This is a genomic window from Ruegeria sp., assembly GCF_965243365.1.
Taxonomy (GTDB): domain Bacteria; phylum Pseudomonadota; class Alphaproteobacteria; order Rhodobacterales; family Rhodobacteraceae; genus Ruegeria.
On the sequence record NZ_CBDEUW010000002.1, the window covers coordinates 2291379 to 2306732 of the forward strand.

The 15354-nt window shown below is 58.7% G+C and carries 10 protein-coding genes; 7 read left to right on the plus strand and 3 right to left on the minus strand.

Going from position 1 to position 15354, the window contains the following annotated elements:
• Positions 1-7: 7 nt before the first annotated feature.
• The gene (locus ACP0GE_RS15110; RefSeq protein ID WP_424832742.1) at positions 8-1921 is read right to left on the minus strand and encodes an ABC transporter substrate-binding protein; all 1914 of its coding nucleotides are present in this window, start codon (positions 1919-1921) and stop codon (positions 8-10) included.
• A complete protein-coding gene (locus ACP0GE_RS15115; RefSeq protein ID WP_424832743.1) occupies positions 1914-3686 on the minus strand; it encodes a dipeptide ABC transporter ATP-binding protein in 1773 nt (590 codons plus the stop codon). Before ACP0GE_RS15115 ends, ACP0GE_RS15110 begins: the two co-directional genes overlap by 8 nt.
• A gap of 230 nt (positions 3687-3916) precedes the next feature.
• Between ACP0GE_RS15115 and ACP0GE_RS15120 the strand changes: the two genes are divergently transcribed.
• The 7 genes from ACP0GE_RS15120 (at position 3917) to ACP0GE_RS15150 (ending at position 11972) form a co-directional block, all read left to right on the plus strand.
• Positions 3917-4414, plus strand: coding sequence for a class I SAM-dependent methyltransferase (locus ACP0GE_RS15120; protein ID WP_424832744.1), 498 nt, complete (start codon positions 3917-3919; stop codon positions 4412-4414).
• A 71-nt stretch (positions 4415-4485) separates the two neighbouring features.
• The gene (locus ACP0GE_RS15125) at positions 4486-5115 is read left to right on the plus strand and encodes a glutathione S-transferase family protein (RefSeq protein ID WP_424832745.1); all 630 of its coding nucleotides are present in this window, start codon (positions 4486-4488) and stop codon (positions 5113-5115) included.
• A gap of 108 nt (positions 5116-5223) precedes the next feature.
• Positions 5224-7626 carry a GcvT family protein gene (locus tag ACP0GE_RS15130; RefSeq protein WP_424832746.1) on the plus strand — a complete coding sequence of 801 codons (2403 nt, stop codon included), beginning with the start codon at positions 5224-5226 and terminating at the stop codon, positions 7624-7626.
• Between the two features lie 2 nt (positions 7627-7628).
• Positions 7629-9173, plus strand: a complete 1545-nt coding sequence (locus tag ACP0GE_RS15135; protein WP_424832747.1) for a trimethylamine methyltransferase family protein — start codon at positions 7629-7631, stop codon at positions 9171-9173.
• Positions 9174-9857: a TetR/AcrR family transcriptional regulator gene (locus tag ACP0GE_RS15140; RefSeq protein ID WP_424832748.1), complete on the plus strand. Its 684-nt coding sequence runs from the start codon at positions 9174-9176 to the stop codon at positions 9855-9857. It abuts the gene before it with no gap.
• Positions 9844-11148, plus strand: coding sequence for an NAD(P)/FAD-dependent oxidoreductase (locus ACP0GE_RS15145; RefSeq protein WP_424832749.1), 1305 nt, complete (start codon positions 9844-9846; stop codon positions 11146-11148). The genes ACP0GE_RS15140 and ACP0GE_RS15145 overlap by 14 nt, the downstream gene beginning before the upstream one ends.
• A 56-nt stretch (positions 11149-11204) precedes the next feature.
• The gene (locus ACP0GE_RS15150; RefSeq protein WP_424832750.1) at positions 11205-11972 is read left to right on the plus strand and encodes a hypothetical protein; all 768 of its coding nucleotides are present in this window, start codon (positions 11205-11207) and stop codon (positions 11970-11972) included.
• On the opposite strand, the gene ACP0GE_RS15155 is transcribed toward ACP0GE_RS15150, so the two are convergent.
• On the minus strand, positions 11899-15324 hold the full coding sequence (locus tag ACP0GE_RS15155) for an indolepyruvate ferredoxin oxidoreductase family protein (protein ID WP_424832751.1): 3426 nt from the start codon (positions 15322-15324) through the stop codon (positions 11899-11901). The two genes, ACP0GE_RS15150 and ACP0GE_RS15155, sit on opposite strands and share 74 nt — an antisense overlap.
• Between the last annotated feature and the right edge of the window lie 30 nt (positions 15325-15354).

The following is a 15354-nucleotide window of genomic DNA, read 5'->3' on the forward strand; positions in this document are numbered from 1 at the left end:
CTCCCAGTCAGTCGGCGAAGAAAAACTCGTCCGGTCGGTGGACGCCAAAATGCGCACCGGGTTCCCACGCCCACATGGCCTGTTCAGGGACGTTGCGCAAACGGTTGGACACGACGATAGGTTGCGGCGCGCCGTTCAGGATGCCGATGGCATATAGCTGATTGGCATGAATTTTCAGCATCTCGGTCCAGACGGCTGCGCGCGCTTCGTCTGATGACGCGATCTCCCAATCATGCGCAAGTTCCATCAGACGCTGGGCTTCTGGCATATCGGGGGGTTCGCCCGAGCCACCGCCAGTCTGATAATACTGCCCCCATTTGGGCCAGGCCAGAAACACCTGATCGGTGGGCGCCAGATAGGCCGGAGACGTGTGGTGTTGCGGGATGCCGTCATCCCAGCCAAACCAGACCGAGGCCATGGTGTTCCCCGCAAACACCCGATTGCGCAGGATATCGCGATCCAATGGGCGCATGACAAGATCGACACCAATATCGCGCCAGTTGTCGGTGACGATCTGCAGCGCGTTTTCAACCTCCTGCCGTTCGCCTGCGGTTTCAATCACAAGTTCCATTGGGCGCCCGTCAGGCAGCAAGCGGATGCCATCCCTGTCGCGTTCGGTCAGACCGACCTCATCCAGCAGGGCATTGGCGGCGTCGATGTCATACTGTGCCCAGGCCTTGGCGTTTTCTTCGTCATAGAAGGGTGAGGCTGGTAGAACGGACATCGCTCCGGGTTGGGCCAGTTTAAAATAAAGCGCTTGGTTGATAGTATTACGGTCGATCGCCAGAGACAGCGCGCGGCGCACACGGACGTCGCGCAAAACGTCACGCCAACCGTCATCCTCAAAATTCAGGTTTGGATAGATGGCGATCTGCGATGCAACGCCGGTTTTCCAAAGCAGAGTTTTGTAGTTTCCGTCGGCCTCACCCTTTTTCAGGATCGAGGCATCGCGGAACGCCAGTCCGCGCCCCTGCAAGTCGCTTTCTCCCGCGTTGGTTTTAGCGGCGACAAGGCCGGGGGCCACGATCTCCATCTCGACCACGTCGATATAGGGCAACTGCACGCCGTTGCTGTCGATGCGGTGGTAATAGGGGTTGCGCACAAAGCTGTGCCGGATCTTTTTGCCAGAGCTGGCGTTTAGCCACGGCTGCAGCGTCGGTAGTTCGTGATTGTCGAATTTATAGAGGTTATCCAGCTTGTTATGCAGCGCCGCCCAGCTTTTGACGCGGGCATCCTCGACCTGAAATGCCAGTTCCTCCTGATCGGCAAACTTCTCGTGATACTGTTTCAGAAATGCAGACGGTCGGTAGATAAACGGCGGTCGGGCCTGCGCGAGAGATTGCAGGAAGTTCGGGTTGGGGTCTTCCCATTCGAACACCACTGTCATCTCATCGGGGAAGGTGACGACTGGGGGTTTGCCTTCCACCAGCAGAAAATCCGGTGGGCCGGACGGGCTGAGCAATTCGTTATTGGCGACGTCCTCCCACCAATAGCGGAAATCTTCGGATGTGAAGGGCGAGCCATCGGACCACTTGTGCCCTTCGCGCAGACGCAAAGTGAACTTGAGGTTGCCTTCGTTTTCATATGCGGCCAGCAGGTCAGGAGCGATTTCGTAGTTTTCATCAAACCCGACCAGCCTTGCATATCCGTAAACAACCATCTGCCGGATGTCTTTCGATCGGGTGACCATCGTGCGCAATGTCCCGCCGGGTTCACCAAATTCCCGGCCCTTTGCGGTTAGGTCCACGATCAAGGGATCCTGCGGCACGCGTTCTGCTGCGGGTGGAAGATCTCCGCTATCCACCTCGGATTGCCAAAACGCGCTTTCCTGCAGGTTCGCGGGAATCTCCGCCGTGGCGGGCAGCATTCCCAGAAGGGCCAGGGCCGAGCCCAATAACAAGTGTCGAGTGGTCTTAAACATGGCAACGTACCTTATGGCCGGGCTCCATTTCCACAAGTGAGGGTATCATGGTGTCCGAGAAACGAAAGGCGTCTTCCCAACTGTCTGGTGATCCGGCGCCCAAAGCAACCAGTTTCAGGTCGATCGGGCGATTGATATCGGGTTCCGGCTGAGCAGCGATCAGCGCCTTGGTGTAGGGGTGACGAGGGTTGTAGAACAGCGTTTCGGGTGGGGCCTGTTCGACCACCAGCCCTTGCCGCATCACTGCAACCTCGTCGGCGATGCGGGCCACGACCGCCAGGTCGTGAGAAATGAACAGATAGGACAGGTTCAGACCGTCCTGCAGGTTTTCCAGCAAAGTCAGGATCTGCTCCTGAACGGATACATCCAGGGCCGAGGTCGGCTCATCACAGACAATCAGTGCCGGGTCTAGCATCATCGCGCGCGCAATCGACAGGCGCTGGCGCTGACCGCCGGAAAACGCGTGCGGATAGCGTTTGAGCATATCGGCATTCAGCCCGACCCGCTGCAGCATTTCCGCCGCCTTGTCCCGTTGTTCCGCAACTGAGCCAAGGCCATGAATTTCCAGCGGTTCCGTCATGGCGTCCTGGATGCGCATGCGCGGGCTGAGCGAGCTGTAAGGGTCCTGAAACACCATCTGCGCCTTGCGCTGGAACGCGGTGCGTTCCGCTTTGGTCATCTGATGTACTGTGATCGGATCGGTGTCAGGCGCGGTGCGGAACAGGACCTGTCCACCCGGGTCGGGCAATTCGGCCCCAAGCGCGATACGCGCCGCCGTGGTTTTGCCCGAGCCGCTTTCGCCCACGATTGCAAGTGTCTTACCCCGCGCCAGCCTCATATCGACCCCGCGGCAGGCGTGAATCAGCTTGTCCGACTTCCAGCCTTTGGCCGCGCGCATGGTGTAGGTCTTGCACACATCCTTCATCTCTAGGATCAGGTCTTCGTCCGGCATCGGCAGGCCGACCGCATCCTTGTCGGGAATTTCAGGGGCCGCATCGAAAAGCTGTTTGGTATATGGGTGCGCAGGATCGGTCAGGATCAGATCGGCGGGACCGGCCTCCATCACGCGGCCCTTGTGCATGACCACGACTTGCTCGGCCATATTGGCTACGACGCCCAGATCATGCGTCACCAGAATCAGCGCCATGCCGGTTTCACGCTGCAACTCTTTGATCAGCCCCAGAACCTGCGCCTGAGTGGTGACGTCCAAAGCCGTCGTCGGTTCGTCGGCGATCAGCAGTTCCGGCTTTGAGACCATAGCCATCGCGATCATGGCACGTTGACGCATCCCGCCTGACAGCTCGAACGGATAAGAATCATAGGCCCGTTGCGGGTCGGGAAAGCCGACCCGCTCGAACTGGGTCAGAACTTCTTTGCGCGCCTGCGCCTCGGACGCGCCGCGATGTAGCCACAGAACTTCGCTGACCTGATTGCCGATTTTGTGAAGCGGCGACAAAGAACGCATCGGCTCTTGAAAGATCATCGACACCCGGTTGCCGCGGATCGAACGCATTTCGCGTTCACTGATGGCGGTCAGATCGGCCATACCTTTGGAGTCGTTTAAGGTAATTGTTCCACTGCGTATCTGTGCTGTGCGCGGTAGAATTCGCAATGCTGCCCGGCAGGAAATCGTTTTTCCCGACCCGGATTCTCCAACCAAAGCAAGGGTTTGTCCGGCGGAGACTTCGAAATTGACGTTCTGGACGACATCCGGCCCCGTGCCGAATCCGATGCTGAGATCCCGAACGGACAACAACGCAGTCATTCGGGTTTTCCACCCGGCTGGCCGTGGAATGGCATCGTATTTTTGAACTCCCTGACTTTTTCGTGCAGTTTCGCGCGGTTGGGGCGGGCTAGTCAAATACCTTCTTCAGCAGAATTGTCGCGGATTCGTGAAATACCGCTGCGTATCTCTACACAAAGTCCTGAGATTTTGTCATCAACTGCGCAATCGGCACGCGCTATGTGTCGAACAAAAGGAAAAGGTTAAGCCCCGTGCCCGAGAATCAAAGCCGCCTGGATCTGTTCATTGATCGCATGGTGTCCCAGCGCGCCTGTCTGGATTTCGCTATTGCCCAAACCTCAGGTCAGCCGGGCCCGGTATTCGAGCTGGGTTTGGGGAACGGGCGCACCTATCACCACATGATACAGCATATTCAGAATCGACCGGTCTATGTTTTTGAACGCGCGGTGGCCTCGCACCCGGATTCAACACCACCCGAAGACAGGGTCATTCTGGGTGATGTGCGGGAGACATTGCCTGCGTCGGTCAACCGCTTCGGCGCAACGGCCAGCCTGATCCACGCGGATTTGGGGGGGCATAACCGGGAAAAGAATGATGCGTTCGCCCGCTTTGTCTCGCCCCTGATTGAACCGCTGCTGGCACCGGGTGGGCTGATGGTGTCCAGTGACCGCATGTATTTTGACGGGCTGAGTGAACTGCCTATACCCCAAGGCGCAGTCGAGGGACGCTGCTTTATCTACCAGCGCTGATATGCCGTAGGGTCAGGCTCGCTCTGTGGTTCAGTAATCGTCTAGCCTGAGCTGCAGGAGGATCCGACCACATGCTGTTTTACGATTGCTCGACCGCACCAAGCCCGCGCCGCGCCCGCATGTTTATCGCGGAAAAGGGGTTGGACATCGAAACTCGCGACATTTCCATAGCTAAGGGTGAGCAGCTGAGCGATGCGTTTCGGGCGGTGAACCCGAGGGCGACAATCCCTGTTCTTGTGACAGATGAAGGGAATGCGTTGACGGAAAACCTCGGCATCGCCGCGTATCTTGAGGCGCGCTACCCCGAGCCTCCTTTGATGGGACGCAACCCGGATGAAAAAGGGGCGGTGCTGATGTGGAACGCTATCGTTGAACAGCAGGGCGGCGCGCCAATTGCTGAAACGCTGCGCAACACTCATCCCGCTTTCGAGGGGCGTGCCATACCCGGTCCGGTGAGCTACGCACAAATCCCGGAATTGGCACAGCGCGGCCGTGATCGGGTGGCTGCGTTCTTCGATCTACTTGAAACCCGCTTGCAGGATAGCGCGTTTGTGGCAGGGGATGCTTTTTCTCTGGCGGATATAACGGCCTTTGTGTTCGTCGATTTCGCCCGTGTCATCAAGATCCGTATCCCGGATGGGAATGCCGCGACTCAAGCTTGGTTTGAGGCCGTTCAAGCCCGTCCCAGCGCGCAGCTTTAGCCGAAATGTTCCGAACAGTCAGGTCGCGTCTTGTACTGGACAGAAATGTCTAGACAGAAGTGAACAGTGCTACTAGCGTCTTCTGCGAGTCATGCGGGGGAAGGCAGGATGAAATCTCAGTATCGTGTTGTCGTGATTGGGGGCGGCGTTGTGGGCGCCTCGGTTCTGTACCATCTGGCCAAGTTCGGTTGGTCCGATGTGGTCATGCTGGAACGGCGGCGTTTGGCGTCGGGTTCGTCCTGGCACGCAGCGGGGGGCATCCACGCGCTGAACGCCGATCCGAACATGGCTTCGCTGCAGGCCTACACTATTGATCTGCTCAGCGAGATCGAGAAGGAGTCAGGCCAGAATATCGGGTTGCACATGACCGGAGGTTTGACGCTGGCAGGCACGCCCGAGCGATGGGAGTGGCTGCAAGCCAATTACCGCATCTTCCAGTCCATCGGCATTGACGATTGCGAGTTGTTGTCGCCGGAAGAAGCGCAGAAGCGTTGCCCGATCATGTCCACCGATGGGGTGCTGGGCGCGATGTGGGCGGATCGCGAGGGCTATATCGATACGACCGGGACCGTGCAGGCCTATGCAACGGCGGCCAAAAAGCGGGGTGCGGAGTATTATGAAGAAACCAAGGTTGAGGAACTGATCCAGACAGATGATGGCTGGCAGGTGGTGACGGATCGCGGCACGATCACCTGCGAGCATGTGGTCAACGCAGCAGGTCTTTGGGCCAAACAGGTGGGGCGTATGGCGGGCGTTGAATTGCCGGTCTCTCCGCTGAAACATCATTATCTGATTACCGATACGGTGCCAGAGGTTGCGCAAGCCGATTTCGAGATGCCGATGACCGTGGACCTCGAAGGGTTCACCTATATGCGGCAAGACCAGAAAGGCGTTCTGGTTGGCATTTACGAGATTGATCACGAACACTGGGCCATGGACGGTGCGCCGTGGAATTATGGTGAGGAACTGTTTCAGGAACAGCTCGACCGGATCGAGAACGAGCTGATGCTGGGTTTTGAACGCTATCCATCAATCCAGAACGTGGGTATTAAAACATGGGTGAATGGGGCGTTTACCTTCTCGCCGGACGGCAACCCTCTGGTTGGACCCGTCCCGGGCAAGCGCGGCTACTGGTCTGCCTGCGCGGTGATGGCGGGCTTTCTGCAAGGCGGCGGTGTGGGCAAGACACTGGCCGAGTGGATGATCCATGGCGAGCCCGAGGCCGACGCGTGGCCGATGGACGTGGCGCGTTATGGCGACTTCGCGCAGAACAAACGCTATATCCGCGAGACAACGGGGCAGTTCTATTCCCGTCGCTTCGTTATGACCTACCCGAACGAGCAATTGCCTGCGGGTCGCCCGCTGAAAATGGCTCCGGCCCACGATGCGATGACTGAGGCGGGGTGCAAATGGGGAGTCAGTTGGGACCTTGAAGTGCCGCTGTATTTCGCGCCAAACGGGTTCGAGGAAACGCCGACACTCAAGCGATCCAACGCGCATGACATCGTGGCTGAAGAATGCAAGGTGATCCGCGAAGGGGTCGGCTTGCTAGATATCTCGGGCTTTTCGCGGTTCGAAGTCAGCGGGCCGAATGCCGAGGCGTGGCTGGATAGGGTCATGGCCTCGAAACTGCCCGCGCCGGGGCGTGCCAAGCTGGCCCCGATGCTGGGGGAAAACGGGCGGCTCAAGGGCGATCTGACCGTGCTCAACTGGGGTGATGGCACATGGTGGATCATGGGCAGCTATTATCTGCGCGCATGGCACATGCGCTGGTTCGACGATCACATGATGGACGGTGTAACGGTCCGCGATCTGGGCGAAGAATATTGCGGCTTCGCAGTGGTTGGGTCGAAATCGCAGGCTGTGGTCGAGAAACTGGCGGAACAGGATATCTCGGGCCTCAAGTTCATGGGCTGCGGAGATTTCGACATCGGTCTGGTGCGCGCCCGTGTCGCCCGCATGTCGGTGACCGGCGAGAAAGGCTACGAGATCAACTGCCGCTATGGTGATCACATCAAGTTACGAAGAATGCTTCTGGAAGCCGGGGCCGAGGATGGTATCCGCGAGTGCGGTTTCAATGCGATGCTATCGACCCGGCTGGAGAAGAGCTTTGGCATCTGGTCGGCGGAATTCACCCAACTCTATACGCCCGGTATGACTGGCATGGACCGCTGGATCGACTGGGACAAGGAATTTGTCGGCAAGCAGGCGGCATTGGCGGAACGCGATGGCAACGGACCCGCGCAAGTTCAGGTGACGCTTGAGGTCGACGCGCTGGACGCAGATGCCAGCGGGTACGAGCCGATCTGGGCCGGAGACGAACGCGTGGGGTTTGTCACCTCTGGCGGTTATGGTCACTACACAGGCAAGTCGCTGGCGATGGCTCTGGTCAATCGCGACAAGGCCGAGCCGGGGACAGAGCTGTCAGTTCATGTGGTTGGTGTCGAACGTCCGGCCCGTGTCATTGCGCCGTCGCCTTATGACCCGCAGGGCAAAGCGATGCGAGGCTGATCATGGAAGCTGAAAACCGCAGACGCCGTCGACGCGGACGCGGGGCCGAGGCGATGCCTCCACCCCAACGCGATGTAAACTATCGCCAGCTCCGGAATCCGTTCCCGCAGATGGAGGTTTTTCCAGCGGGCCAGATCGCGGATATGCACGAAACCGCGCTGCGCACGTTGGAAGACTTGGGCGTGAAAGTCCTGTTGCCCGAGGCGCGCCGGATATTTGCCCAAGGCGGCGCCCGGATGGATGAAGACAGCGAAATGGTCTTTATCGGGCGCGACATTGTCGAAGCCGCGATAGCTTCGGCCCCGAAATCCATCGCCTGCCGCGCGGGTGCGCGTCGGCGGGATTTCACGCTGGAACTGGGCTCTTTGGTGTTCCAACCTGGGGCGGGGGCTCCGAATGCGACCGATCTGGAACGTGGGCGCAGACCGGCAAGCGGGCAGGATTATCTGGAATTTCTGAAGCTTACGCATCATTTTGATGTGTTCCAGATGATCTCACCCCAGGTTGAGCCGCAGGATGTACCGACTCACCTGCGCCACTATTTCACGACGCAAGCGCAGATGGAGCTGACGGATAAGTTCCCCTTCTTCTTCTCGCGCGGTACGCCGCAGGTGATGGATTGCTTTGAGATGCTGTCGATCGCGCGCGGGCTGACCGATGATGAGTTCCGCGCCAATCCGCATTGCTATACCATCATCAACACCAACAGCCCGCGGACGTTGGATATTCCGATGGCACAGGGACTGATCGACTTTGCCCGCCATGGCCAGATGTCGATCATCACGCCTTTTACCCTGATGGGGGCAATGGCGCCGATTACTGTGGCCGGGGCCGTCACGTTATCGCACGCCGAGGCGCTGGCGGCGTTGACACTGACCCAGCTGGCCAATCCCGGTGCGCCGGTTTGTTATGGGACCTTCACCAGCAACGTGGATATGAAGTCCGGTGCGCCAGCCTTTGGCACGCCTTCGCATTTCCAGGCCTCGTTGGCCGCCGGTCAGTTGGCCCGCCATCTTGGCTTGCCATGGCGGTCGGCGGCGGGTTCGGCTGCCAATATCAACGATGTGCAGGCCGCGAATGAAAACCAGTTCGGCCTGTGGGGTTGCCTGATGGCCGGGGCGACGGTGATCATCCATTCGGCCGGGTGGCTCGAAGGCGGTCTGACGGTGTCTTTCGAGAAAATGATCTGCGATGCCGAAGTGCTGAACATGGTGGCCGAGCTTTGCGCCGGGGCACAGGCCGGTGGGGATGAGATCGGGTTCGACACCGCGCTGAGCGAAGTGGAACCCAGCGGGCATTTCTTTGCCACCAGCCAGACGATGGAGCGCTACAATACGGCGTTCTATGAACCCCATCTGCACGACTATGCCAATTTCGGAACATGGACCGAGCGTGGTGCGATCGATGCCAATCGGCGTGCAACGGGCGTGTGGAAGGACATCCTGGCGAATTTCAAAGCGCCGGGGCAGGAACTGGATCGCATCGGCGCGCTGAAGGACTTCATAGCGCGCCGCACGGAAGAGGGCGGCGCACCGCCGGAGAGTTGAATGAACACCAAACCTATTCTGCACCGCGACGACCCCAAGGCGGAACCTCTGGTCGGTAACATCAAGGTCACTCGTGACGATTGGCTGAATGTAGCCATGGACGTACTGATCTCGGACGGGGTCGAGCAGGTCAAGGTGATGAACCTGGCCGAGCGTATGGCTGTCTCACGCTCGTCTTTCTATTGGTATTTCAAATCGCGGCAGGAATTGTTGGACGCGCTGCTGAACCGTTGGCAAGCTACCAATACGGCGGCGCTGATCTCGCAATCGGAATTACCGGCAGAGACGATCACCGCGGCGGTGTGCAATGTCCAGCGCTGTGTGGTGAATACCGATTTGTTCGATACCGCACTGGACTTTGCCGTACGCGATTGGGCGCGCCGGTCCGGCAAGGTGCGGCGGATGCTGGACCAGTCAGACGCACGCCGCCTAGCCGCGCTGCGCGCAATGTTCGTCCGGTACGGGTACGACGAAACCGAGGCCGAAACGCGCGGCCGCGTTCTTTATTACATGCAGCTTGGCTATGATCTGGCGCAGTTGAATGAACCGATGACGGTCAGATTGTCGATGGTTCCGCATTACCTCTACGTCTTCACCGGGGTTGAACCGCGCCCGGACGAGGTCGAGGAATTCAGCGCTTATGCAAAGCGGTTTTGGGAGGGGGTGGATCATGAACCAACCTGACGCAATTATCATCGGTACAGGGGTTATAGGGGCAGCAATCGCATTCGAATTGGCCAAGCAGGGTTGGAAAACCCTTTCGCTGGACCGAAATTCACAGGTTGGCCACGGATCGACTGCCGGGTCCTGCGCTATCATCCGTATGCACTATTCGACTTTCGATGGTACTGCTTTCGCCTGGGAAGGCTACCATTACTGGCGTGACTGGGCCGACTATCTGGGCCTGCCGGACGATGCCAACCTGGCGCAGTTCCGCGAAACCGGCTGTCTGGTCATGAAGACCGATGCGAACGGGATGCTGGAAAAGCACAAAATCAACAGCGCCGCCTTGGATTGCCCGTTCGAGGACTGGTCGCCGGAGGAGATTACAGAACATCTCCCGATATATGCATTAGACAGTTTCGCGCCCGCTCGCCGCATGGACGACCCTGCGTTCGGGCAGCCAAATGGGGGCCGGATAAAGGGCGCAATCTTTTGGCCGCATGCGGGGTATGTAACGGATCCGGCCCTCTCAGCGCAGAACCTGATGGACGCCGCCAAACAGCATGGGGCTGACGTCAGAACTGGTGCAGAAGTTACGGAAATCCTGACAGAGGCTGGTCGCGTGGCCGGAGTCAAGCTGGCCTCGGGCGAAAAGATCCGAAGCAAGGTCGTGGTAAATGTTGCGGGTCCGGGATCGGCTATCATCAATGGGATGGCGGGGGTTCTGGAGGATATGACCATTGAAACACGGCCCCTTCGGCAAGAGGTGGTTCATGTGCCTGCCCCGAAAGGGTTCGACTTCGAAAACAACGGAACGATCGTGTCGGACAGCGATATTGCGCTGTATTGTCGGCCAGAACGTGGCAATCACATTCTGATCGGCTCGGAAGACCCGGAATGTGACCCGCATCAATGGTGCGAGGACGATCAGAGCTATGATCACGATTTCTCGGACCAGTGGACCACTCAGGCCATGCGATACGCGCAACGTGTCCCAAGCCTGGGGATCCCGTCGAAAACACGAGGGGTCGTCGATCTGTATGACGCCTCGACCGATTGGATTCCGATTTACGACAAATCCAGCCTGCCTGGGTTTTACATGGCGTGCGGGACCAGCGGTAACCAATACAAGAATGCGCCAATTGCAGGGAAAATGATGGCGGCCCTGATCGGCTATTGCGAAGGTGGGGCAGATCACGATGCGCAGCCCTTGCAATTCGAACTGCCTTATATCGGGCGCATGATCGATGTGGGTTTTTATTCGCGCAAACGGCCAATCAATACGGATAGCAGTTTTTCTGTTCTGGGCTAGACTGGTGCCCAAAGCGGCCTAGGTCGCTGGTGAACAGGAAAATACGAGGCCCCGCGATGGCATCGAAACGTCCGCAGGTTCTGATCCTTGGCAGCGCTCCGTCAGCGGTTGCGGCGCGCGACTGGCCGCGGCAGGCATTCACCCATATCGTTGCAATCAACAACGCCTGGCGGATCAGGCCGGATTGGGATGTGCTGATCCATCCCGAAGATTTCCCGGTTAAAAACCGGCCAACGGACCTGTCCCCTGGCCAGAACATCGTGACAGCCAAGGACTACGTTCCGCTACAAAACAAGTATGGCGGGTTCGTCTACGCCGGTGGAACCATGGCCTTCACGGCCGGTTATTGGGCTTTAGGCGCGCTGAAGCCTGCGGTTCTGGCTTATTTCGGCTGCGACATGATTTATCCCGGATCTGGCAAAACGCATTTCTATGGCACTGGAACGGCAGATCCTTTGCGTGGCGACGTGACCCTGCGGTCGCTCGAGGCCAAATCGGCGCGCCTTGCCTTGTTCGGGGCCGCGCAGAACTGCAGTGTCGTTCGGTTGTCGAGTGGGGAAAGCAGGCTGGTGTTCCCGGCTGCGACACAGGACGATCTGCCCGCGTCCTTCCCAAACGCAAAGTCAATGAAGGCACCGTTGGCCCGGGAGGCAGAGCTTGGCTATTTTGTGTCGTCTGACGCTACTGGGAGGTCGAGGACAGGTTTGACCCTGAAAAGATCGACGCGCTGGATCAACTGTGGCTGGAAGCCTATGAAAGGTCCCGATTGGCCAGTGCGGCGTGATCGGATAGCAGTTTTTCGACCGCAGTGCGCGCTGTTTTGAACCCGGCCTCGCGGACAGGACCATACCCGCGTATCTGATCCGCTGCAGACAGGATCTGGTGCCAATCCGCGTCGGGCGCGATATCTGCTTCAAGTTGGTTGAGCAGGCCTTGATACCACGCCAGAATTGAACGGTGCAGCCGTGCTTCGGAATGATAGCCGAAAGGATTCCAAGCCTTGCCACGCAGTGATTTTGCTTGCGCCAAGGCGGTCAGGACCGGGCGGACCCAAGGACCGAATTGCCGTTTTTTGGGACGACCTTGCTCATCTTTCCCCCAACTGATCAGCGGCGGGGCGAAGTGGTATTTGGTCTTGAATCGACCTTGAAAGGTGCGGGCCAGCTCATCGGAAAATGCTTCGGAGGTTTGAAGCCGTGCAACCTCGAACTCATCCTTGTAGGCCATGAAACGAAACAGGTTGCGCGCGGCGCTATCGACGATCACCTCGGGCTGGTTCGCGCGCAGGGTGGAAATCCGATGAGAGTAAAGCTTGGCATAAGCGGCATCCTGATAATCGCTCAGAAACTCAGCACGGCGGGCAATCATCTGATCCAGTGTTTCCACCTCATCCTGCGGCTGAGAAACTGACGGAAGTCGCGCAGGGTCTGCGGCCAGACAGCGCCCGATGGCGAAGGCAAGACGGTTCCTGTCGATGGCGACCCCATTTAGCAAAATGGCCTGACCCAATGCGCTGTGTGACACCGGAACCAATCCGGCTTGCCACGCATAGCCCAGCAGGACCATGTTGGCGAAAACGGCATCGCACAGCAGAGCCTCTGCTACCTGGTTGGCGTCAATGCCGGATACATTCTCGGCACCGACGACGGTTTCAATCGCGCGCTCCCGGTCGGACACATTCAACTGCGCGTCGCGATGCAGAACCAGGTCACCGGTTGGCATTTCAGCCCTATTCAGAACTATCCGTGTGCCGCGGCGATAGTGAGCCGAAGCTTTGGGCGCCGAGCTGACCACCACGTCACAGCCGATCACCGCATCCGCCGCGCCGGAGTCGATACGCACCTGATTCAAATCCGACGGCGCCGAGCCCAGGCGAATATAGCTGAGAACAGTCCCGAATTTCTGGGCAAAGCCCGTGAAGTCCAGAACCGAAGTGCCCCTGCCTTCAAGATGTGCTGCCATGGTGATCAAGGCGCCAATGGTCACGACACCTGTCCCGCCGACACCCGTGACCAGCAGGTCATAGGGTTTGTCCATCGCTGGCAGAGTTGGAACGGGCAGATTGTTCTCAAGCTCGGTCAGATCCAGATCGGCCTTCTGTTTCCGACGCTCCGCCCCTTCGACAGTCACAAAGCTGGGGCAGAACCCATTCAGGCACGAGAAGTCCTTGTTACACGTGCTTAGGTTGATCTTGCGCTTGCGTCCGAACGGTGTTTCGCGCGGCTCGACGCTCAGGCAGTTTGATGCGACAGAACAGTCACCGCAACCCTCACAAACCAGATCGTTGATCCATACAAAGCGGTTAGGGTCTTCCATCGTACCGCGCTTGCGGCGACGGCGTTTCTCGGTCGCGCAGGTCTGTTCATAGATAAGGACCGTGACGCCGGGGGCTTCGCGCAGTTCACGCTGTAGATTGTCAAGTTCGGCCCGGTCATGAAAACTGGTGCGCTGAGGGAAATCAGACTTGTGGAACTTTTCGATATCGTCCGAGACCAATGCAATGCGTTCAACGCCTTCGGCACGGCAGGTTTGGGCGATGCCGGCGACACTGACCGGGCCATCGACGGGCTGCCCGCCGGTCATTGCGACGGCGTCATTGTAGAGGATTTTGTAAGTGACATTCGTTCCTGCGGCCACCGCTTGCCGGATCGCCAATGACCCCGAGTGATACCATGTTCCCTCTCCAAGATTCTGGAAGATGTGCTTTCCACCATTGAACTTGGACGCCACCACATGCGGCACGCCCTCGCCGCCCATCTGCGCATAGCCCACCGTCTGTCGATCCATCCACGAGGCCATGACATGGCATCCGATCCCGCTGGCCGCCGTTGAACCTTCGGGCACCTTGGTTGACGTGTTGTGGGGACAGCCCGAGCAGAAATAAGGCGTACGCGTCGCGCCGGGTACGTTGATCAGTTGCGGCGGCGTGTCGGTCAGGGCTTTAGCCTTGGCGGGCAGGTTTTCCTCGGGGAAGAACGTATGCAGGCGCGCGGCGACGATCGGGACCAGCATCAGAGGGCTGAGCTCTCCGGTCCAGGGGATCAGCGGCTCGCCATGGCTGTCATATTTGCCAACCATCTTCTGAGGCTTGTCTCCGGGCCAGTCATAGAAATACTCCTTGAACTGGCTTTCGATGATGCCGCGTTTTTCTTCGACAACCAGCACCTCGGCCTTGCCTTTCACAAAGCGCAAGGCGTTGCGCCGGGCCAAAGGCCAGACCATGCCAACCTTGTAGATGTCGATCCCCAAACGGCGGCAGGTTGCCTCGTCCAGACCAAGAAGGCGCAGTGCCTCCATCAAGTCCAGATGTCCTTTGCCGGTTGTGACGAACCCAAACTTCGCTTTCTCAATGTCATATATGCGCCGGTCGATCGGATTTTCCTCGGCAAAGGCCCGAACCGCACGCAGTTTGTGTTGAATGCGGGTTTCGATCTCGGGTGAGGGCAAATCGGCTGGGCGAACGTGCAGACCATTTGGAGGCTGGTCGATTTGTGGCAGGGTGAATTGGCGATCTGGGCGCAATTCGACGGACCGGGCGCTTTCGACGGTTTCCGAGACGGCTTTGAAACCGACCCAGGTACCAGAGAATCGAGACAGCGCCAGACCGTATTCTCCGAACTCCAGATATTCCTCGACCGAGGCCGGGTTCAGCGTTGGCATGAACCACGCCATGAAGGCCACATCCGACTGATGCGGCATTGACGAGCTGACACAGCCATGATCATCGCCTGCCACAACCAGCACGCCGCCTTTGGGGGCGGAACCATAGGCGTTGCCGTGCTTTAGCGCGTCGCCGGACCGGTCTACACCGGGGCCCTTGCCGTACCACATGGAAAAGATGCCCTCGACTTCGCAATGCGGGTCCAGTGTGGCCTGTTGTGCGCCAAGAACGGCGGTTGCGCCCAAGTCTTCATTCACTGCGGGCATAAAGGTGATGCGGTCGGACTTGAGGCGTTCGCTCGCGCGCCACAGCTCGAGATCCAGACCGCCCAACGGAGAACCGCGATAGCCCGAGATAAACCCGGCTGTGTTCAATCCTGATTGTCGGTCGCGTCTTGCCTGATCCATCATGATCCGGGCCAGAGCCTGAGTGCCGGTCAGAAAAACACGGCCTTCGGTTTGGGTATACCGGTCGTCAAGTTGGTAGGTGCGCAAGGCAGGGGTGTGATGGGTCATCGCGTGAATCCGCCGGGTTGCCTGTGGATT

Coding starts and splice junctions, on each gene's coding strand:
- ACP0GE_RS15110 (WP_424832742.1), bottom strand. CDS start 1,921: ATGTTTAAGACCACTCGACACTTGTTATTGGGCTCGGCCCTGGCCCTT.
- ACP0GE_RS15115 (WP_424832743.1), bottom strand. CDS start 3,686: ATGACTGCGTTGTTGTCCGTTCGGGATCTCAGCATCGGATTCGGCACG.
- ACP0GE_RS15125 (WP_424832745.1), top strand. CDS start 4,486: ATGCTGTTTTACGATTGCTCGACCGCACCAAGCCCGCGCCGCGCCCGC.
- ACP0GE_RS15130 (WP_424832746.1), top strand. CDS start 5,224: ATGAAATCTCAGTATCGTGTTGTCGTGATTGGGGGCGGCGTTGTGGGC.
- ACP0GE_RS15135 (WP_424832747.1), top strand. CDS start 7,629: ATGGAAGCTGAAAACCGCAGACGCCGTCGACGCGGACGCGGGGCCGAG.
- ACP0GE_RS15140 (WP_424832748.1), top strand. CDS start 9,174: ATGAACACCAAACCTATTCTGCACCGCGACGACCCCAAGGCGGAACCT.
- ACP0GE_RS15145 (WP_424832749.1), top strand. CDS start 9,844: ATGAACCAACCTGACGCAATTATCATCGGTACAGGGGTTATAGGGGCA.
- ACP0GE_RS15150 (WP_424832750.1), top strand. CDS start 11,205: ATGGCATCGAAACGTCCGCAGGTTCTGATCCTTGGCAGCGCTCCGTCA.
- ACP0GE_RS15155 (WP_424832751.1), bottom strand. CDS start 15,324: ATGACCCATCACACCCCTGCCTTGCGCACCTACCAACTTGACGACCGG.